Genomic DNA, 20,818 nt, shown 5'->3' with positions numbered 1-20,818 from the left:
TGATAGGTGGATAGTGATGGAAAGAGCGCTCTCGGATAAGAAATTAATCGCTTTGTTTCTAGTGCCCGGTTTAACCGTATTTCTGGTCTTCTATTTCGTGCCGATTCTTATGACGGCGTATTACAGCTTCCAGGAGTGGGACGGGATTAACCCTATGGCCTTCGTGGGCCTGGACAATTACACCAAGATGTTCACCGCAGATAAAAGCTTCTGGAAGGCGGTATGGAACAGTGTGGCCTTCCTGCTGACAGGCGTGTTCGTCCAGCTTCCGCTCTCATTCGGCCTGGCGTTGCTGGTCTCCCGAAAGATGAAGGGACGCAAATGGTTCCGCAATATTTACTTTTTCCCGGTGGTCATGTCAACGACGATGGTCAGTCTGCTGTGGGTCAAAATCTACGATCCGAACATCGGGATGCTGAACACGCTGCTGGAAGCCGCTCACCTCGGCAGTTGGGCACAGGCCTGGCTTGGAGATACCAAGACGGCACTCTTGTCTGTCCTGATCGTAACGACCTGGCATTATGTAGGCTATAACATGCTGATCCTGTTTGCCGGTATCCAGGGTATCTCAGAGCAGTACTATGAGGCCGCGAAGCTGGACGGAGCCGTCGGCTGGAAGGCCGTCCGTTATATCACGCTTCCGTTATTGTCTGATGTGCTGCGGATCTGTGTCGTGCTGAACGTGATTTATGCGCTCAAGACCTTTGAAAGTGTGTATGTTATGACGAATGGCGGACCGCTGCATTCCACAACCATGATTGCTCTGAAAATGTTCCAGGAAGCGTTCCTAAAGCAGAACTTCGGTTACGGCAGCGCACTTGCTGTGTTCATGGTGCTGGAGTGTCTGATCATCGCCTGGGTGCTCAATAAAGTGCTTACCCGTGAAAAAATTGAATATTAAGGAGGACCGGACATGCTGAAGAGTACTAAAAACACAGGCCTCTATCTACTGATGGGCCTCATTGCCGTCCTCCAGTTGTTCCCGCTCTACTGGCTTGTGGTCAGTGCATTTAAGGATAATTCGGAGATTATCGGTGGAGTAGTCTGGGCGCTCCCTACAGAATGGCGGTTCAGCAATTTCTCAGAAGCCTGGGTAAGCGCCAAGGTGAATCAATACTTTTTCAATAGTGTGTCAGTTACGCTGATTACCCTCTTTTTCGTGCTGCTGTTCGCTTCGATGATGGCCTACGCGCTGACACGGATGAGATTCAAATATAACGGATTGATTCTGTTCATTCTGCTCATGGGGGTCATGGTACCGATTCATGCTACGCTGATTCCGCTGTTCATGATCCTGAAGAATCTCGGCCTTCTCAGCTCACGGCTGTCGATTATCCTGCCGTACATTGCTGTGAATCTGCCAATTGGCGTCTATATGCTGTCGGCGTTCCTGCGGAGCATGCCGAAGGAGCTGGAGGAGGCTGCGTTCATCGACGGCTGCGGAGTAGTGAAGTCCTTCTTCAAGGTTGTGCTACCGCTGCTGAAGCCGCCGCTTGCCTCGGTTGCCATCTTCGTGTTCCTCGCGGTATGGAATGAGCTGCTGATGGCGGCAACCTTCATCCAAAAGGAATCGCTGCGGACGCTGCCACTCGGGCTGATGAACTTCAGCGGCCAGTATAGTATTAGCTGGGGACCGCTGGCCGCAGCGATGGTGATCTCTACGCTGCCGATTCTGCTCGCCTATGTGCTGTTCAGCGATCAGATGGAGAAGAGCTTCACCGCAGGTGCAATTCTGAAATAGAGAAAAGAGAAGGGTGAAAAGAGATGATGGAACCGGCAGCAAGCCGTAACCTGCGCAAGATCGTGATTATCGCTACCTCGGATGTTCATGGCAATCTGTGGGGCTACCGTTACGAAGACGGACTCGATACCGTAAATGACGGGCTCGCCAGAGTAGCCGCTTACGTCCGTGAACTTAGAGAGAGCGGGACGGAGATTTTGCTGATCGATAACGGAGACATCTTCCAGGGGAATATGCTGACTGACGATGTCTACAATAAGCGGCCGGATGAGAGGCATCCGGTTGCGGCGGCACTTAATGCCATGGGCTATGCCGCGCTGACGCTGGGCAATCATGAGTTTAACTTCGGCCTTAGCCTGATCGAGCGAATCAGGCAGGAGCTGAGCTTCCCGGTGCTCGCTGCGAATGTCTGGGATACGGAAGGCAGACCGTTTGCAGAGCCGTATGTGGTCCTTGAGCAGCAAGGCATCCGGATTGCGGTCATCGGACTAACGAACCCCAACGTTCCGCGCTGGGATGGAAGCAAGGTGGAGGGCCTAAGGTTCGGACATATGGCCGAGACTGCGCAGGCAATTGCCGCCTCCCTCCGCGCGGAAGGGAAGGCGGACCTGATTGTGATCAGTGCCCATGCGGGCATGGTTGCAGAATTCGATGAAGAGGGCGGCTCGGATGCCGCCGGACGGATTGCGGAGCTTGTTCCTGAAGCAGATGTGCTGCTGGTCGGCCATATGCATATTACCGTGAACCAGAGGATTGGGAGTACGGTCATTGGAGGACCGCGGGACCGGGGACGGGAAGTTGTACGCTTCGACCTGACGCTGGAGCTGGACGGCGGCCCGCCTAAGGTTGTGAGCCGCGAGGTCACGGTGGTAAATATGAGCGGCTGGGAGCCGGACCCGGAATTGCACAATCTGGTTGCCGAGGCGCATGAAGAGACCCTCCGGTTCATCGCCGGAGGCGGCGGAGGCTCTTCGATAGAGGGGGAGGGCGGCATTTTGGGCTATGCGGCCGCCGATTTCCAGCCTGAAGAGACTGCCGGCCTTCCGGCGGGACGAGTACAGGATAGTGCGGTCATTACCTTGATCCAACGCGCCATGCTGGAGGCCAGCGGAGCAGATGTTGCCGCTACAAGCCTGTTCAACGACAAGGCGGATCTGAAGCAGGGACCGCTGACGTATGCAGATGTCTACCGCATTTATCCTTTTGACAATGTACTGTATGTCGTTAGGGTCACCGGCAAGGAGCTGAAGGCTTATATGGAAGCTTCGGCTGCCCATTTCCGGCAGTGGCAGCAGGGGGACACGGAGATTGCCGCTGATCCCGAGGTGCCGAGCTACCTCTACGATATGTTTGCCGGGATTAATTATCAGATCGATATCTCCCAGCCGGTAGGCCGGCGGATCATCCATCTGGCCTACCGGGGCAGACCGCTTGCCGATACGGACGAGCTTCAGCTTGCCGTTAACAATTACCGCTACAGCAGCCTGTTGAAAGCCTCTGGACTGGTCAGCGCCGTCAAGCACTGGGAGTCGGACTGCAGCGTCCGCGAGTTGCTGGTTCATTACATCAGGGAGCGCCAGACGATCATACCGGAGGTAGATCATAACTGGTCGATTGTGGGGATGGATTGATCCCGAATGATTGAATTAAAATAGCCGAGTTCATACTCCGTTCATAATGCCGTCATGTTGAGGACATCTTAAGCAGATACACTGTGCATATACCGCTAAGGCGAATCTACAGATAGAAGGACAGGAGAAGATGGACATGGCAGGAACCGCTGAAATAAATAAACCTGAAAAGGGACGCAAGAAACGGAGATTATGGTTGAAAATATTAGGTGGAATTATCGGAGTGCTCGTGCTGTTCATAGGCATCACCTTTATCGTTAATGTCATCAGTAACGGGATAGAGAAGAAGAAGATCGAATCGTACGGGCAATACGTCAATGTAGAAGGGAAAAAGATGAATGTGCTGATTCAAGGCAGCGGGGAACAGACCATAGTTCTCTTGCCGGGGCAAGGAACCGCTTCGCCTGTGCTTGATTTCAAGCCGCTGATAGATCAATTGACGCCTTCGTACAAAGTCGTAGCCATCGAGCCTTTCGGCTATGGCCTGAGCGATGGGACGGATAAAGAAAGAACGACAGAGAATATCATCAGTGAAATTCATGAGGCTGTGGAGCAGCTCGGTCTGAAGCGTTACATTCTGATGGGACATTCCATTACAGGACTCTATGCTGTATCATATGTAAATGCTTATCCGGATGAAGTTCAAGCCTTCGTAGGAATTGACAGTAGTGTGCCCAATCAGCCAGGCATGGATGTGAAATTGCCGCTGAAGGCCATGAAGTTTGCCAAGGATTCAGGTGTGATGCGGCTGCTAACGAAGCTCAGCGGAGATTCGTTTAAATCGCTTGACTATGATGAGCATACCAAAGAGCAGATGAAACTGATCACCAATGTACACGGCAATAACTCCACACTGATGAATGAGCTTAGCCACCTTGGTTCCAATTTCAAAAACGGCTCAAAGCTGAAATACCCGCAGGATTTGCCGGTCTTGCTGTTCGCACAATCCAATAACGAGAACAACAAGCAGTGGATTCCGCTGCATGAGGAGCAGGCGAAGCAGTCTTCACAGGGTAAATTGATCCCAATGGTAGGCTCCCATTACCTGCACCATACGAAGTACAAAGAAATCGTCGAGGAATTCAAGGAATACATGAAGACCGTTCAATTGAAGCAAGCCCAGTAGGGAGAATGGAATACTATAGTGCGGCGCCCCTCGGGGTGCCGTTTTTTCGTAGAAAGATAAGAATTTATATGCTTCGCGCTATAATTATCCTTCTATTTCTCGCTGAAACGGTACCGTCCTTTAAAAGGATGGCAAAGCCGTTTCCACTTGATATAACTAATTATAAATGCTCAATTTCGCAACCTATTCCAATTATTGGAGTCTAATTTAAGAATCAGCAATTCTACAAATTAGATGAAATGGATGAGATGCACGTATGAAAAAATGTAGTTGGTTCCTCCTGTTGGCTGTCCTATTCTTATGCTTCCCGCTCAACGGGCGGGCCAGTGCCGCTGTGAAGACAAGTCCGACCATAATACTGGACGGGCAAGCAATCCCTATGCAAAAGAAAGACAAAGTCGAATTGATCAACGGCAGTGTGATGGTTCCCTTGCGGATCATTGCGGAGAATATGGGAATGGGGGTTCTCTGGAATCAACAGGTTGGAACCGTAACCATCCCGAAGGAATCCGGCAGTATAGTGCTGACGATCGGCCAAAAGAAAGCCCTGATCGATGGGGCCTCCCATTCGCTGGCCACCGCTCCCCGGAATCGTAACGGAACCACGCTGGTTCCGCTAAGGTTCATCAGCGAAGCCATGGGTGTCCAGGTGAGCTGGGACAACAGTCTCAAGGTGGTGGGCTTGACTTCAGCCCCGCTTCCGCCGGAGCAGCCGGCCATCACTCCTGCTCCGGCAAGCCCTGAAGTCCCGGACCAGCCGGTGCCCCTGCCCGCCGCAGCCGCGGCGACTTCCACCGTCCATAGTCTCAGCTTCAGTGATGACCGCCTGATGCTTGCTTTTACCGGCGATGTCCAGCCGTCTGTACATACCGGAAACGAACCGCTGCAGATTGTAGTGGAGCTGCCCCGGACGAACTTTTCCGCAGATTTCTTACAGACGGTATCGTGGGATAGCCGCACCCAATCCGGCGAGCAGACCGTTACCGGCGTTCCCAATGTCAACAAGCTGTATTACGGGCTATTCGAACCGGACGCCGCCACCTTGCGGATTGTGATTGCGCTCTCTGCGGATACGAAGTATACCAGTTACATCGAGGAGGATGCCGCCTCCCGGCTCCTGGTCGTCGATCTGAGCTCTGCCACAGCCGAATTGCCTCCGGCAGTGCCGGTCCAGCCGGGCAACGGGAAGAAGACCGTTGTTATTGATGCCGGCCATGGGGGTGCGGACCCGGGAACGATCGGCATTACGAAGAAGCTGGAGAAAGATTTCAACCTTAGCGTCGCCTTGAAGGTGGAGCGCCTGCTGCTGCAGGAGCCGGCGTTCAATGTTGTGATGACACGCCGTGAGGATACCTATCCGCCCAACAAGCAGCGGGCAGAGATGGCCAATGAGCTGCAGGCCGATGCCTTCGTCTCCATCCATGGCAATTCTGTCACAGGGTCGCCCAAGGTGCGGGGAACCGAAACCTATTATTACAGCCAGGAGAGTAAAGCCTTCGCCGATATCATGCATCGACATCTGCAAGGGACCACCGGCTTTCCGGACCGCAAGGTTAAATACAATAAATATATCGTATTGAAATATTCCAACATGCCCGCTACGCTGCTGGAGGTTGGTTTCTTGTCCAATGCCGCCGAGGAAGCCATCCTGTTCTCCGACGATTTCCAGAACCGGGTAGCGGCTGCTATCGTAGCGGGGCTGAAGGAATATTTCGGGATCGCTTGACCCCGTCTGTTCCTGCATTTATAGCTTTCAAGATCGCGGTCCGCTCCTTATAATATAGAGAGTGAAAGGAGAACCCCGCCTTAAGAAGCTGAGCGTATTTTATCGATAAATAGGGGGTTAAACGTTGAATCAGCATGACCAAAGCGCAAATCCGCCAAGCCTGTTCCGTAATCGCTTTCTGCAGACGATTTTATTATCCAGTGTGCTGCTGCAGATCGGGATCTGGGTGCGTAATTTCGCCATTCTGCTCTATGTTGCGGAGCGGACCAATAATGATCCCTACGCCATTTCGCTGATCAGCGTAGCTGAATTTGCGCCTATCTTTGTTTTTTCCTTCATTGGAGGAACCTTTGCGGACCGGTGGCGCCCGAAGCGGACGATGATCTGGTGCGATTCCCTGTCTGCGGTATCGGTGTTCGCCGTTCTGCTCAGCATTCACTTCGGTTCGTGGGAATCCGTGTATCTGGTCGCCTTCATCTCGGCCATTCTGTCGCAGTTCTCCCAGCCTTCCAGTATGCGGTTATTTAAGTTCCATGTACCAGAGGAACAGCTGCAGCAGGGGATGGCGCTCTTCCAATCGCTGATGGCCATCTTCATGGTTCTCGGACCGATGTTAGGCACTTTCGTATACAGCACCTTCGGCCTTGAGATCTCCATTGCCGTAATGGGCGTTGCTTTTCTGCTGTCGGCGCTCGTGCTTATTCGTCTGCCGGAGGATCATATGGAAGCCGGGACAGTTGCGGCGAAAGGGCAATTCCGTAAGGACTTCACCGAAGGCTTCCGGTATGTCTGGCAGAGCCAGGTGCTGCGGATGCTCGGACTTGCGTTTGTACTGGCGGGACTTGCCGTGGGCGCAGCCCAGGCACTGAATCTGTTCATCGTTACAGAGCGGCTTGGCCGAAGCAAGGAGTTCCTGCAATACATGCTTATGGTCAACGGTGCAGCCATGCTGATCGGGGGAGGGCTCGTAGCCGCCTTCGCCAAAAAAGTTCCGCCCCAGCTGCTGCTCGCCATGGGGATGCTGGCAGGTGCCGTATGTACGACCATTGTCGGGTTCTCGACAAGCATTCCGCTCACGCTGACCATCCAGTTCCTGAACGGGCTGATGTTCCCTTGTATTCATATCGGGATCAGTACGATGATTCTGAGATGGTCTAATAGCTCCATTGTCGGCCGGGTCAACGGGGTGCTGAATCCGATGTTCGTCGGGATGATGGTGGTGTCCATGTCGCTGTCGGGTGCGCTGAAGAGCGCTTTGCCGCTTAGTACCATTTACAGCGGAGCCGGACTCCTGTTCCTCCTGGGTGCACTTATGATGTTACCGATCATGAAGCATAAGGCGCCGGATCAGGCGCAGGCTGCCCAGTATTAATTTAATGATTTCTTTACAGGTACTCTTAATAAGAGTACCTTTTTATACATAACAGGCTACAACGGAGGCCCTTAAATATGACACAAATATTGCTGGTTGAAGACGATCCGGCCATTGCGCGCAACCTGGTGCTGCTGCTTCACTCGGAGGGGTTCACCGTCACGCACGCGCCTACGCGCAAGGAAGCAGCGGCTGCGCTTGACGGACATACGTTTGACCTGGCGCTGATTGATATCTCATTGCCGGACGGCAATGGCTTTACGGTATGCACGGAGATCAAGGAGGAGCAGGACATTCCCGTCATCTTCCTGACGGCTTCGGGCGACGAGGCGAGTGTGGTGACCGGGCTGAATATGGGGGCGGACGACTACATCACCAAGCCGTTCCGGCCACGGGAGCTAATCGCGCGGATGGGCACGGCTCTGCGAAAAAGCGGGCGCTCCGGGTCCGCTTTTGATCTCGGCGGGCTGCATGTTGATCCGGCCAGCGGAGTTGTGAAAAAAAACGGCCGGGAGGTATTCCTCTCCGCGCTGGAATACCGGCTGCTGCTCGTATTTGTGAACAATCCCAGAACCATTATTACACGGGGCAGACTGCTGGATGAATTGTGGGACGCGGCCGGCGAGTTCGTCAATGACAATACGCTGACTGTTTATATCAAGCGCTTGCGGGAGAAGATCGAGTGCGATCCGGCAAGCCCGAAGATCATCCTGACGGTGCGGGGGACGGGATACCGGCTGGGGGGCAGCGATGCTGCGCAATAGAGAGGTCCGGCAGTTTGCCGTGGTGTTCGTCCTCCTCGCCGCCGCCGCTGTAACGGCTGGATTCGTCATGAACACGGCAGCGGGCGTCCTGGCCATAGGCTGCGCTGCTGCTTTTGGCATAGCGTTCGTTGGATTTACCCGGGCCAGATACAGGAGCCTGGCGAGATTGTCCGATGAAATTGACCGGGTGCTGCATAATGCGGACCATCTGTTCATCGCTAATTCGGAAGAGGGCGAGTTATCCATCTTACATAGCGAGATTACCAAAATGACGCAGCGCATCCGCGATCAGAACCGCGAGCTGATCAAGGAAAAGGGTCATCTTGCCGATTCCCTGGCTGATATCGCCCACCAGCTCCGTACCCCGCTCACCTCGGTGAACCTGATTATGACGCTGCTTGCGAATAGTCCTGCGGAAGACGAGCGGAAAGCTTTTATACGGGAGACCGAGGAGCTGCTGATGCAGATGGATTGGCTGATTACCTCTCTGCTCAGGCTATCCCGCCTGGATGCGGGTATTGTTGTATTTCAAAGCGGGCCTATCGCCGTTAACGACCTGCTCCGCACCGCTGCTCGTCCGTTCCTGATCCAGATGGAGCTGCGCAATGTAGACTTAAGGATCGATTGCCCTTCAGGAGTAGTGATCCAAGGCGATCCGGCCTGGCTTCCGGAAGCGATCCAGAATATCCTGAAGAATTGCCTGGAAAGCGCAGGGGAGAATGGGAAGATTGAGCTGGTCTGCACAGACAATCCGCTGTATACCGAGCTGATAGTACATGACAACGGCCCGGGCTTCAGCAAGGAAGAAATCCCCCGGCTGTTCGATCGCTACTATCGCGGCAGTAACCCTAAGCATGCAGGGTACGGAATCGGCCTCGCCCTCTGCAAAATGATTATCACCCGGCAGGGAGGAACCGTTACCGCACATAATCATCCGCAAGGCGGTGCGCTCTTCAGGCTTCGTTTCCCTAAGTGACGGATCTCTCACCTGAAAGTCACAGAGATGTAAGCTTGCGGCTCTATGATAGGGACAGATCAGGTGAAGGGAGAATTGCAGCATGGAGTTTTTGAGAATTGACAAGCTGAGCAAGGTCTACGGGAAGGGAGATAACCGGGTTACAGCGCTGGACGAGGTGTCTCTGACGATTGAGAAGGGGGAGTTCACGGCGATCATCGGCTCCTCCGGCTCCGGGAAGTCTACCTTGCTTCACATCATCGGCGGAGTTGATGTGCCGACAAGCGGCAATGTTTATCTGGACGGACAGGATGTATATGCGCAGAGCAATGACAAGCTGGCGATCTTCCGCAGGCGGCAGGTCGGGCTGATCTACCAGTTCCACAATCTGATTCCCACGCTGGATGTGGTCGAGAATATCACCTTGCCGATTCTGATGGACAAACGCAAGGTCAACGAGGAGCGGCTCAACGATTTGCTTGAGCTGCTGGGGCTGACGGACCGGAGAACGCATCTGCCGAATCAGCTCTCGGGCGGACAGCAGCAGCGGGTATCCATCGGACGCGCACTGATGAATGCCCCGGCGGTCATGCTGGCGGATGAACCCACAGGCAGCCTCGACAGCCGGAATGGACATGAGATTATTAATTTGCTGAAATTAAGTAATCAGAAGTATAGGCAGACCCTGCTCATCGTTACGCATGACGAGAATATTGCCCTCCAGGCAGACCGGATTATCGGCATCTCGGACGGCCGGGTTGTGCGGGACGAACGGGTACGGCCATGAATATTTTCAATAAGGTTACCCTCCAGAGCCTCAAAAAAAGCCGCACGCGGACCATTGTAACGATTATCGGAGTAATCCTATCCACCGCTATGATCACTGCTGTCTCCACCTTCGCCGTATCCTTGCAGAGCTATATGATCAAGGGCTCCATTGCCAAATACGGCGGCTGGCACATCGGGTTCCCGGCTGTGGATTCCTCCTTCCTGCAGGAACGGACACACGATCAGGCCGTAGCCCGTACAGCATCCTTCGAAAATATTGGCTATGCAGCACTTAGCGGCGGCAAGAACCCGGATAAGCCTTATCTGTTCATTGCTGGCGTAAGTGAAGACGAAGCTTCCCCTGGTACCTTGCCCGTCACTCTGGTCTCCGGCCGAATGCCGGATAACAGCAGTGAGATTCTAGTCCCGTCACATCTGGCGGCGAACGGCGGGATCAAGTTCGCGGAGGGCGACACGCTCACACTGGGTGTGGGAGACCGGATGAACGGCAACCAGCGGCTGAACCAGCATGATGCCTATCAGGCGGATAAGGCCGCTGAAGCTTTGGTGCCCCGTGCAGAGCGAACCTACAAGGTCGTCGGAATCTGCGCAAGGCCTGCTTTTGAGGAATCCGCTGCACCAGGCTATACCCTGATTACCAGAGCCGATCCGTCAGAGCGGGTGGACAGCTTCAGCTTATATGTTACCCTGAAGCATCCGCGTGAAGTGAAGGCTTACGCAAGCAGCACCGCTTCAGGCCATACTTACATCTACAACGATAATGTGCTGCGCTTCATGGGCGTCTCAAGCAGCGGGTTGCTAACTGCTCTACTGTACACGGTTGGTGGGATCGTCGCTTTTATTATTGTGACCGGTTCGATCTTCATGATCTACAACGCCTTCACCATCTCCCTGAATGAGCGCACACGCCAGTTTGGCATTCTCTCATCGGTGGGAGCCACAGCGAAGCAGCTGCGTAACTCTGTGCTGTTCGAAGGTCTGTGTATTGGTGCGGCCGGAATACCGGCTGGCATTCTCTTGGGAATAGGCAGCATGGGACTTGTGCTAATGGCCGTATCCAGGAACTTCGGGAATATTCTCTATTCCGGCGTACCTCTGAGCTTGAAGGTGTCTGTTCCGGCCATTACGTGTGCGGCAGCACTAAGTATGGTTACGATTCTGATCTCGGCCTACATTCCGGCCAGGAAGGCGGCAGGCACTCCCGTGATGGAGAGTATCCGCCAGACGAACGAGGTCAAGGTTGAAGCCAAGGCCTTGAAGACGTCCAGCCGGGCGCAGCGTATCTACGGTCTCGAAGGCACCCTTGCACTTAAGAATTTCAAAAGAAACAAGAAACGCTACCGCAGCATTGTGCTGTCGCTCATGTTAAGCGTCGTGCTGTTTATATCGGCCAGCGCTTTTGTCACTGATTTGAAGCAGATGTCGGAACAGGCAGTAGCGTTCACCACCTATGATATCGGCTTCGCCACACCAACGATGAAAGACAGTGAAATGCTGGCGCTCTACGACAAGCTCAGAACCGCAGGCGGCATCTATGAGAGCTCTTACCAGACGCTGCTGAAAGTGACGGGGACAACCCAGGCAAGCGAGCTCTCGGATGCCTATTGGGGCACAGAGGGGGACTCGGGGAAAGCAGTCAATGATGGAAAAGCAGGAAATGCAGGAAAAACAGATGCTCCTTCGCCGGGCCGGTCGGATGAGCAGGCAACGCTGCCCGTAGATCTGCAGTTTCTGGATGACAAGGCCTATCTGAAGATTCTCGAAGGGCTGGGCTTGTCCGCAGCGGAATATACAGGTCCGGACGCCAAGTTCCTCGCCTTTGCCAAATCGATGAGTCCTGCCGACGATAAGCGGCTGAAGGAGTTTGACGAGTTCCTTAATTTGTTCAAGCGTTCATCCTCTACCCTGACCATTGCCCCTGAATCAGAGGGAGGGTCGAAGACTGGGCAGGGGCATGACGTAACGGTTACGTTCGTAGAGACTGTACCGCCGGATACCCTGCCGGTTACAGGAAGCCCCGCCTCTAGTCAACCGTTCTTCTTCCGGATAATCGCTCCTTATTCACTCATCGGCAAGTTTGAGACGGCGGACAGTCCGCCGGCAGTGAAGGGCCTGACCTTTCGTTCCAAGCATCCGGCACAGTCGGTCGCGGAGATGGAGAAGACGATCCAAGGTGCGCAAATTACGGATGAGTATAAGCTGTACAATGTGTATGCGATGATGGATGAGAGCCGCAATACGATATTCATCATCAACGTGTTCGCCTATACCTTCATTATCATGATCTCACTGATCGCGATTGCCAATGTGTTCAACACGATCTCGACGAACATTAAGCTGCGCCGCCGGGAGCTGGCGATGCTCCGCTCAGTGGGGATGTCCGACCGCAATTTCCAGAAGATGATGAATTTCGAGTGTGCCTTCTATGGCATGAGGGCGCTCTTGTTCGGGCTTCCCGCCGGGCTGGCCTTCTCCTGGCTGATCTACCGGGGCATGCTCATCGGCGGGGCGGACCAGATTGACTATGTCTTCCCTTGGGTCAGCATCGGAATCAGCGTGTTCAGCGTGCTCCTGATCGTATTCGTCACCATGCTGTATTCGGTCAGCACAATCAAGCGGGAGAATATCATTGATGCGCTGCGGGATGATATGACTTGATAGCAAGTAGGTTAGAACTTCACGCATGGGTAGGGACATGGGCGCGTGTCGTTACACTTAGCGGCAAACAGTTGGATTTTGTACACTTGCTGATATACGAATGAATCTTGGCGAGCTCGGATAGCTGAGCCAATTCAGCCGGTTTCGGCGCAGGACGGTATAGCCGCGCCCTTGCGGGATTGCAATTTTAAAAGAGACCTGTCTAATGTCTAGGGATTAGTGCAGGTCTCTTTTTATTACACAGGGAAATATGCAACTATCTCCCATTTTTGTCGTCCTATAATTATAGAAGAAAGAAGGAGGTTTCAATGTGATAAAGCGAAAACTTGTAGTCCCAGCAGTAGCTATTTCTTTTATTCTATCGTTGGCGGGCTGTACCGGCGGGGATAACAATGACCAAGCCCTACAAGGTAACAACTCTGTTCATCCCGTGTCCAGCCCCAATGACGACAGCAGTACGCAGACCCTAACAAACTACGACTTTGAGTCAGTCAAGAAAATCACGGTCACCAAATTACTCAACATGGCACCGGAGAATCCTCAAGATCCCATGGAATACACAGATCAAGAATCTATAGAAGTGATTACCCGCGCGATCCAAAGTGCAGCCCCCTTACCAGGGGTTCTAAATGTGACTGATGCCAACTACGATATCTTTATGGAATCCGCAAAGAAGAAATATGCGTTTCAGCTATGGATCAACGAGGAGAGCGAACAAGCCATGATTATGGATATGAGAGATACGCATACCGGATATACGCTGACTAAGGAAGCTACGGCTGAATTGAAGAAGAAGGTGTTCGCAGAATCAAGCTTGGAAGATCTGACGTTCAGAGCCGTGAGGAACTCTGCCGGAGATCTTGTGGCCAGGCCGATCGGTCTGCCGGAAAATAACTATTCGCTAAGCGGAGGCCCTGCCGTTGAATTACAGGGGATAAAATATAATACCGTGCATCTCTTTTACGGAGACCATAACGCAATCAACGCATTAATATCTCATGATCCTTCTACGGATGAAGTAGGTGTAAGATGGAGCGATACATTGAACTCATCAGACAATCGCTGGAATAATTCATTTATGAGCAGTTACAATATGCTATTTCCAATGGATGAAGACCATCTGTTGTTTCTGGAATCGGAGCTGACGGAGAAGGCAGGACAATACCACTTGTCCGCTTACAATGTAACCACGGGAGCTATTGAACGTCTCCGCGAAGACTTTTGGCCGCTTACACCTGATTACGATTATATCTATAAGCAAGAATGGAGAGCGGATGAGCAAAAGCTATTCCTGCAAAGCTACCTTGGCAATGTATGGATCTTTGATCTGAAAACAGGCAAGGATGATGTGCATCTATTGAAATATCCTGTCATCCCTCATTCGACGAGTGGAGCGCCTTCTCTCTTTCTTGCTCCAACGTTGGAGCGGTTTGTCCATGATGATGAGAGCGGACAATTGACATTCTACAATAATAAAGGCGTTCCGTTACGCATGGTAGCATTGCCGGCGAATCAATATGTGCCATCTGAGAAAATAAAGTGGAACCCGGCGGGGACCATTGCCTGGATGGATCAATCCTTGGATGACCGCAAGCGAATCCTGGATATCGATATTGATTATTTAAAAATAGCTCCGCAGGTCATACACTTCTACGATAAGGACGGGCTTCTTATTGCTTCCATTCAAGCGCAAGATAGCAATGATGATTCGGCAGTGGAGGTTACAGGATGGAGGGATGCTAATATTGCAGTGATTAAATCCTATACTTTAGAGCCTTCGCCCACGGGCTATTCAGCGCCGAAGGCGAAGGATACTTCTTACTTTCTCTATGATGTAAAAAACAACAAGAAGAAGGGAAGCTCTTCTAATTCTATACCGCCTGATACAACGGTTATTTCAGATCGTGAAGCCGTAGGCACGGGGAATAACGGAAACATTATTGTTAGTAATACGGAGATAATTTATAAAGACAGGAACTGAGATTCTCCCTCCTCATTCCTCCCCGGCCACCGAACCCAGCCCCTGATTATCCCCGCCAACCCGCTTCCGGTACTCGCCCGGAGTCAGGCCAGAGGCACGCTTGAACATACGGATGAACGAGTTCACATTCTGGTAGCCGACCTGAAGCGCGATATCCTGGATGCGCAGGTCGATATTCACCAGCAGCTCCTTGGCCCGCTCAATGCGCAGCGTGTTCAGGTATTCGCTGAAGTTGATGCCGGTCTTCTCCTTGAAGATGCTCGACAGATAGCCGGAGGTCAGATTCAGCTTGTCGGCTACGATATTGAGATTGATGTCTTCCCCGTAATGCTTCTCCAGATACTCCAGCACGAAGCTGATGACCGGGTCCCGGGTCTCCGAGCCGCTGCGGACCGCCGCAAGCACAGGAGTCACCAGCTCCCGGAGCCATTCACTATACTGCTGCGTGGAATAGAAGGCGGCGAACGGCTCACCGGACAGGGCCGCGACCAGCCCCATTTCAAGCTCCGGCAGATTCAGCTTCATGACGGTCTTGCTTGTCTGTTCTGCCACTCCCGCAGCAAAAGCCCGGAAATCCTCCGCAGCGGCATCCTTATTCTGCAGCTGCTCCAGCTGGCGGTCCAGCCACCCGAACACCGCCTCTTCGCTGCCGGACTGCAGCAGGTTATGCAGCTCTTCCCCATGGGTGACCTTCAGATGAAACGCCTTAGCCGACGAGGCCCGCGGCTCCACGATGATCTGTGTCTCCCCGTTCAGTCTGCGTTCCTTCAGCAGCTCGGACAGGTTGTGGTAAGCATCGGTAAACGGGGTTTCCCCCGAATACACCGGGCTGACCGCTATCGTGAGGTAGAGGGAATGCTCCTCTGCCAGCAGCTCCTGCAAAGTGCCCAGCACCTGAAGAATGGCGCTCTGCGGACCGGGATCGAAGAGCAGCAGCAAGAGCAGATCCTGCTCCGGCTGCAAGGCGACGTTCTCGGATTCCTCCCCGGTGAAGAGGCGCTGAATCAGCTGCCATAACGCCAGCGTATGCTTCTCAGGCTCCTCCGGCAGGCGGGTGAAGCTGAGCTTGAACAGGATGGAGGCATACGGGCGTTCGGAATGCAGGGCATCCTCCAGCTCATTCAGACTTGCGTTCAGCGGAATATTTTTCACCTTATGAGTATAAGCATACTGGCGGACCAGCGAATTCTTGTGCGCCAGATCGTTCTGGATGAACCGGTTGTTCTCCAGGATGGAGCTTAGGCGGTCGCCGATAATGGCGAACTCCTTGACGCTGCTCACCTTGCCGGGGACGCTGCCCGATTTGCGGTCGAACGCGGCGATCAGGCGCTGGAGCGGCTGGTTCAGCCGGTAGCTGAACAGGAGCGAGAACAGAAGGCTGACCAGCACCGCAGCAGCGAGCAGAACTGCGAGCAGCAGCCGCATGCCGCGCAGCCCGCTCGCGATGGCGGCAACCTCGGTGACCCGGACGTAGGTGAAGCCGGTCTGCGCCCCTTTTTGATAGAAATAATAGTTATCCCCGATTCGCTCATGCGAGCTTGTAGTAACGGCATACTCCAGCGCCGGCAGCTCCGTCTCTGCGGTGGAGAAGAGCAGCCGGTCCTGCGCATCCATTATATAGAAGGGATTCTTCCCGGCATCCCCGTACGCCTGCTCCAGCCGCTGCGGATTCAGCATCACAATGCCGTAGACCTCTTCATAAGGAATAGCCTTGATCATAACCGGCATCAGCCGCCCGAGCGCACGCGTGGAGCTCATTGTTGTTTCCGTAAAAGAGGCGGCAGGGAGGACCTTCAGATACTGGTTGTCCATGGTCTGGGCGCTCCAGAAATCCGCCGGATACTCCCCGCTGTAATAATATTTGCCGAACATGTCGGCCGCGCTACTCAGTCCCTCTTTCTCAAGAACATAGTCCTCCGCCTTGAAGTACAGAATGAAATTCTCAATATGCATAAAAGGATTCCCGTACAGCGTCATCAGATCCGACTTGACCTCGCTGAGAATATCATACCGCCGGTTCTCCTTCAGATGGCTGAGAATGCCCAGGTTGGCTGTCCACGTATCTGACTGGGTCAGCGCCAGAATCATATTCTGCGTCAGCCGGAAGTGATTCTCGTACCCTTCCACCGTCTGCTTTAGACTCTGCTCGTTCTGCCGGACCACCTCCTGATAGACCTTCCCGCTAAGATATAGATGAGAGAACAGATTGAATGAAGCCAGAAGCAGGATGACGCTCAGGAAGCTGAGCATGAGCTTGACGAACAGGCCGCTAAGGGCAAATTGGCTGGTAAGCGGTCTCTTCATATGTATTCCCCCTTCAGGTGCAGCCGCTTGGTTATCGTTTTATCCTATCATAGCGGCACAAAGCTGACACGCACAATATGCACTTTTGCTGATTTATACGCTATTCTAGGGAAATACGCAAATAGGGCGAAAAGATATATAACATGCTGATAGCGCTTCCCAAAGACTTGCCGCTATAATTCGGAGACAAACCCCGGAAACAGAGGGGAAGTTAGCTGACATTCAGCGAGCTGCATCATTAAGAACAAGAGGGGAATGCCTATGGCTCAAACGAGTGTAGTACAAGACAACTTGCGAAAGGAAATGAAAGATCCTTACCGGCGTCAAGGGCGTCTGCTGCGGACCTGGAACCATAACAAAACACTATGGCTGCTGTTCCTGCCGTGCCTGCTGTACTATCTGATTTTCCGGTATGCGCCAATGTTCGGCCTCGTCATTACGTTTAAGGATTATAATCTGTTTAAAGGAATCTGGGCCAGCGACTGGGTGGGGCTGAAGTATTACCGGATGTTTTTTGAGAATCCTGACTTTTGGCCGCTGATGAAGAACACCCTGCTCCTGGGTCTGTACAAGCTGGTGTTCGGTTTCCCTGCTCCGGTGATCCTGGCGATTCTGCTGAATGAAGTCCGTAAGGCTGCGTTCAAAAAATTCGTGCAGACGGTCAGCTATCTGCCGCATTTCATCTCGAATGTCATTGTGGCGAGCATGGTGATTATGTTCCTGTCGCCGACAGGAGGCCTGATTAACAATCTGCTGGGCACGTTCGGAATCGGACCGATTAACTTCATGAATGAGCCGGGGATGTTCCGGGGGATCTATGTTCTCTCGGAGATCTGGCAGCATATCGGCTGGGAGACCATCATCTATCTGGCGGCATTAACGGCGATTGATCCCCAACTCTATGAAGCAGCCGACATGGACGGGGCCAGCCGGATGCGCAAAATCTGGCATGTTACGCTGCCCGGCATCTCACCGGCGATTGTCATCACGCTGATTCTGAATATCGGCAAGGTGCTGGAGATTGGCTTCGAGAAGGTATTCCTGATGCAGAACCCGGCGATCTATGATACAGCTGACATCATCAGCACGTATGTGTACCGGGTCGGGATGGAACAGGGGAACTTCAGCTATGGTGCGTCCATCGACCTGTTCATGGGCATCATCAGCCTGATCTTCATCTATAGCGCCAATTACATCAGCCGCCGTGTCAGTGAGACAAGTCTATGGTAGAGAAGAGGTGTGGTGATGAGATCACCGAGAATATCCTTGTTTAATATTGTCAGCACGTTCTTTCTGCTGATCGTTGTGGTGATTACGCTCTATCCGTTCCTGCACATGCTGGCGGTGTCTCTGAGCAGCGATATCAATGTCATCAAGAACACGGTCTCGTTCTGGCCCAAGGGCTTCAATGTGAAGATGTACGAGCTGGTGCTTGGAGACCCGAAGATCTGGACGGCCTATAAAAACACGCTGATCTACACCGTGCTCGGCACGCTGATCTCGCTGGTGGTTACGTCTACCGGGGCCTATGCGCTCTCCCGCCGGGATATGGCGCTGCGCAAGACCTTCACGATGCTGATCGTCGTGACGATGTTCTTCAGCGGCGGGATGATCCCGACCTTCCTCGTGGTCCGCTCCCTGAATATGGTGGATACCGTATGGGGCATGGTCCTGCCGGGCGCGGTCAGCACCTGGAATCTGATTCTGATGCGTACTTTCTTCTCGGGCATTCCCAAGGAGCTGGAGGAATCCGGGCGCATCGACGGGTTGAATGATATCGGGATATTCATGCGTATCATCATTCCGCTGTCGAAGGCTTCCTTCGCCACTATTGCTTTATTTTACGCAGTGGGCATGTGGAATAACTTCATCTATCCGCTCCTGTATCTGCGCACTCCGGATCTGTTCCCGCTCCAGGTGCTGCTCCGCAATCTGGTGCTGGCGGGAAGCGCAAGCTCGGGGGATGTGACCGGGATCGGGGGAGACAACCAGGTCGTTGAAGAGTCGCTCAAATATGCAACGATTATGGTCTCTACGCTGCCGATACTCACGGTATATCCGTTTGTTCAGAAGTATTTTGTCAAAGGCGCCATGATCGGTGCAGTGAAGGGCTGAACCGGTCTGAACCATAACTACTACTTAAGGGAGAGATGAAGAATGAACAAATGGAAGTCTGTAATGCTACCCCTCGCGGCAGCGGCAATACTGGTGAGCGGCTGCAGCGGGGGCAATAACAATTCCGCTTCGCCTGCGGCTACGGCTGCACCTGGAGGAGAAGCTTCTCCGGCCACTTCGGAAGCGAAGCAGGCCCACACCTTCACCGCACTGCTGGACAACAATGCCACCTTCCCTTATTCCAAGGACTGGCCGGTCTGGGGCTGGATCAAGGATCAGACCGGGGTCACGCTGGAGGTGCAGACTCCTTCCGGGAAGCTGGCTGAAGCGCTGAATCTCGCGGTGGCCTCTAATGCGCTGCCGGATCTGATGTATATGCCCAACCGCAAGGAATCGAACAAATTCGGCCAGCAGGGAGCACTCGTGGACCTGATGGAATACATGGACAAGCTGCCGAATCTGACCGCCTGGATGAAACAATATCCGGATGAGGCGAAGGCGGCGCTCTCCGCTGACGGCAAAATGTATATGTTCCCGAACCAGGGCTTCGGGGAGACGAACCGGATGATCTGGATGTACCGCCAGGATGTTTTTGAGAAGGAAGGCATTCAGGCTCCCAAGACTTATGATGAGCTGCATACGGCTCTGAAGACGCTCAAGACGAAATACCCGGACAGTTACCCGTTGTCGCTCCGTTACGGACAGATCCCGGATGAGATGAACACGAATATGACGGTCAACTATGGAACGGGCGAAGGGGCGTACTACGATTTTGATGCAAAAGAATGGCGCTATGGGCCGACAGAGGACAGCTACAAGGAAATGGTCGGCATGTGGAAGCAATTCTATGATGAAGGGCTGATTCCGCCGGACTTCCTCTCGCTGCAGACCAAGCAGTGGCAGGACATGGTGTCTACCGGCAAGTCTTTTGTAACCGTAGATTATATCAGCCGTGTGGACTTCTTCAATAATGCGATGCGCAAGGAGAACCCTGAATTCAATATGCAGTTCATGGCTCCTCCCGCAGGGCTTGAGGGCGGCAAGCAGCTCAATCCTTACTTCCATTACATGGAGGGCGGTCTGACGGTAGCTTCCACCTCCAAGAATATCGAAGATATCATGAGTTATATGGACTTTTTCTATTCGGAAGAAGGCCGCACGCTCAGCAGCTGGGGTGTGGAAGGTGAGACGTATGTGAAGGAAGGCGATACGATCAAGTTCAAGCCGGAATTCACCGATGTGATTGAAATGCGGAAAGCAACGGGACTTCAGACCAGCGGAACCTATACGTGGATTGACTTCAATGCCCATCTGTCCCTGTTCTCGGATGACCTGAAGCACGCCTATGAAGAAGCCGTCAAATACGATCCGGCCAACATGCAGCCGCGTCCGGCCTTCACCGAGAAGGAGAATGAAGTCATCTCGATCACCGGACAGGCGATCAAGAAGCACCGTGATGAGAGCTTTGCCAAATTCGTGACCGGCTCCCGTAAGCTGGCGGACTGGGATAAATATGTTGAGGAGATCAACAATCTGGGCGTGGACAAGCTGCTGGCAACGTACAAGGAAGCGTATGACCGTGTTCAGAATATTCAATTGAGCAGCAACTAACCGGGTACTGACCGCAGGGAAGAACCGCTGAAGCACAGGCAAGGC

15 protein-coding genes are annotated in these 20,818 nt (G+C 53.2%); 14 read left to right on the top strand and 1 reads right to left on the bottom strand.

Features of this window, described 5'->3' with window-relative positions; all coding sequences use genetic code 11:
• Positions 1–16: 16 nt before the first annotated feature.
• The 11 genes from MKY64_RS10765 to MKY64_RS10715 all read left to right on the top strand — a co-directional run bounded on the left by MKY64_RS10765 (position 17) and on the right by MKY64_RS10715 (position 14,743).
• A complete protein-coding gene (locus MKY64_RS10765) occupies positions 17–901 on the top strand; it encodes a carbohydrate ABC transporter permease (protein WP_036690801.1) in 885 nt (294 codons plus the stop codon).
• A gap of 12 nt (positions 902–913) precedes the next feature.
• A complete protein-coding gene (locus tag MKY64_RS10760) occupies positions 914–1,741 on the top strand; it encodes a carbohydrate ABC transporter permease (protein ID WP_339256865.1) in 828 nt (275 codons plus the stop codon).
• 23 nt (positions 1,742–1,764) lie between these two features.
• On the top strand, positions 1,765–3,372 hold the full coding sequence (locus MKY64_RS10755; protein ID WP_340952842.1) for a bifunctional metallophosphatase/5'-nucleotidase: 1,608 nt from the start codon (positions 1,765–1,767) through the stop codon (positions 3,370–3,372).
• A gap of 136 nt (positions 3,373–3,508) precedes the next feature.
• Positions 3,509–4,498: an alpha/beta fold hydrolase gene (locus MKY64_RS10750; RefSeq protein ID WP_340952841.1), complete on the top strand. Its 990-nt coding sequence runs from the start codon at positions 3,509–3,511 to the stop codon at positions 4,496–4,498.
• A gap of 256 nt (positions 4,499–4,754) precedes the next feature.
• The gene (locus MKY64_RS10745; protein ID WP_340952839.1) at positions 4,755–6,224 is read left to right on the top strand and encodes an N-acetylmuramoyl-L-alanine amidase; all 1,470 of its coding nucleotides are present in this window, start codon (positions 4,755–4,757) and stop codon (positions 6,222–6,224) included.
• 124 nt (positions 6,225–6,348) lie between these two features.
• A complete protein-coding gene (locus tag MKY64_RS10740; RefSeq protein WP_340952836.1) occupies positions 6,349–7,596 on the top strand; it encodes an MFS transporter in 1,248 nt (415 codons plus the stop codon).
• A gap of 77 nt (positions 7,597–7,673) precedes the next feature.
• Positions 7,674–8,360: a response regulator transcription factor gene (locus MKY64_RS10735; RefSeq protein ID WP_339314320.1), complete on the top strand. Its 687-nt coding sequence runs from the start codon at positions 7,674–7,676 to the stop codon at positions 8,358–8,360.
• Positions 8,347–9,336 (top strand): sensor histidine kinase, encoded by a 990-nt coding sequence (locus MKY64_RS10730; RefSeq protein WP_340952834.1) that lies wholly within the window; start codon positions 8,347–8,349, stop codon positions 9,334–9,336. The genes MKY64_RS10735 and MKY64_RS10730 overlap by 14 nt, the downstream gene beginning before the upstream one ends.
• An 82-nt stretch (positions 9,337–9,418) precedes the next feature.
• On the top strand, positions 9,419–10,102 hold the full coding sequence (locus tag MKY64_RS10725; RefSeq protein ID WP_036726914.1) for an ABC transporter ATP-binding protein: 684 nt from the start codon (positions 9,419–9,421) through the stop codon (positions 10,100–10,102).
• Positions 10,099–12,762 (top strand): ABC transporter permease, encoded by a 2,664-nt coding sequence (locus MKY64_RS10720; RefSeq protein WP_339314324.1) that lies wholly within the window; start codon positions 10,099–10,101, stop codon positions 12,760–12,762. The genes MKY64_RS10725 and MKY64_RS10720 overlap by 4 nt, the downstream gene beginning before the upstream one ends.
• Positions 12,763–13,072: 310 nt before the next feature.
• Positions 13,073–14,743 (top strand): hypothetical protein, encoded by a 1,671-nt coding sequence (locus MKY64_RS10715; RefSeq protein WP_339314326.1) that lies wholly within the window; start codon positions 13,073–13,075, stop codon positions 14,741–14,743.
• Positions 14,744–14,755: 12 nt separating this feature from the next.
• On the opposite strand, the gene MKY64_RS10710 is transcribed toward MKY64_RS10715, so the two are convergent.
• The gene (locus MKY64_RS10710; protein WP_340952830.1) at positions 14,756–17,047 is read right to left on the bottom strand and encodes a helix-turn-helix transcriptional regulator; all 2,292 of its coding nucleotides are present in this window, start codon (positions 17,045–17,047) and stop codon (positions 14,756–14,758) included.
• Between the two features lie 303 nt (positions 17,048–17,350).
• Between MKY64_RS10710 and MKY64_RS10705 the strand changes: the two genes are divergently transcribed.
• Genes MKY64_RS10705 through MKY64_RS10695 form a run of 3 tightly spaced genes read left to right on the top strand, consistent with a single transcriptional unit; the run spans position 17,351 to position 20,773 of the window.
• Positions 17,351–18,277, top strand: a complete 927-nt coding sequence (locus MKY64_RS10705) for an ABC transporter permease (RefSeq protein WP_051478139.1) — start codon at positions 17,351–17,353, stop codon at positions 18,275–18,277.
• Positions 18,278–18,292: 15 nt separating this feature from the next.
• A complete protein-coding gene (locus MKY64_RS10700) occupies positions 18,293–19,162 on the top strand; it encodes a carbohydrate ABC transporter permease (RefSeq protein ID WP_209870928.1) in 870 nt (289 codons plus the stop codon).
• A 42-nt stretch (positions 19,163–19,204) separates the two neighbouring features.
• A complete protein-coding gene (locus tag MKY64_RS10695) occupies positions 19,205–20,773 on the top strand; it encodes an extracellular solute-binding protein (RefSeq protein WP_340952827.1) in 1,569 nt (522 codons plus the stop codon).
• Positions 20,774–20,818: the final 45 nt, after the last annotated feature.

Source organism: Paenibacillus sp. FSL R7-0210, from assembly GCF_038009085.1.
Classification (GTDB): domain Bacteria; phylum Bacillota; class Bacilli; order Paenibacillales; family Paenibacillaceae; genus Paenibacillus_AQ; species Paenibacillus_AQ silagei.
The sequence above is the reverse complement of the archived record's forward strand: the minus strand, read 5'-3'. Positions and strand labels throughout refer to the sequence as shown.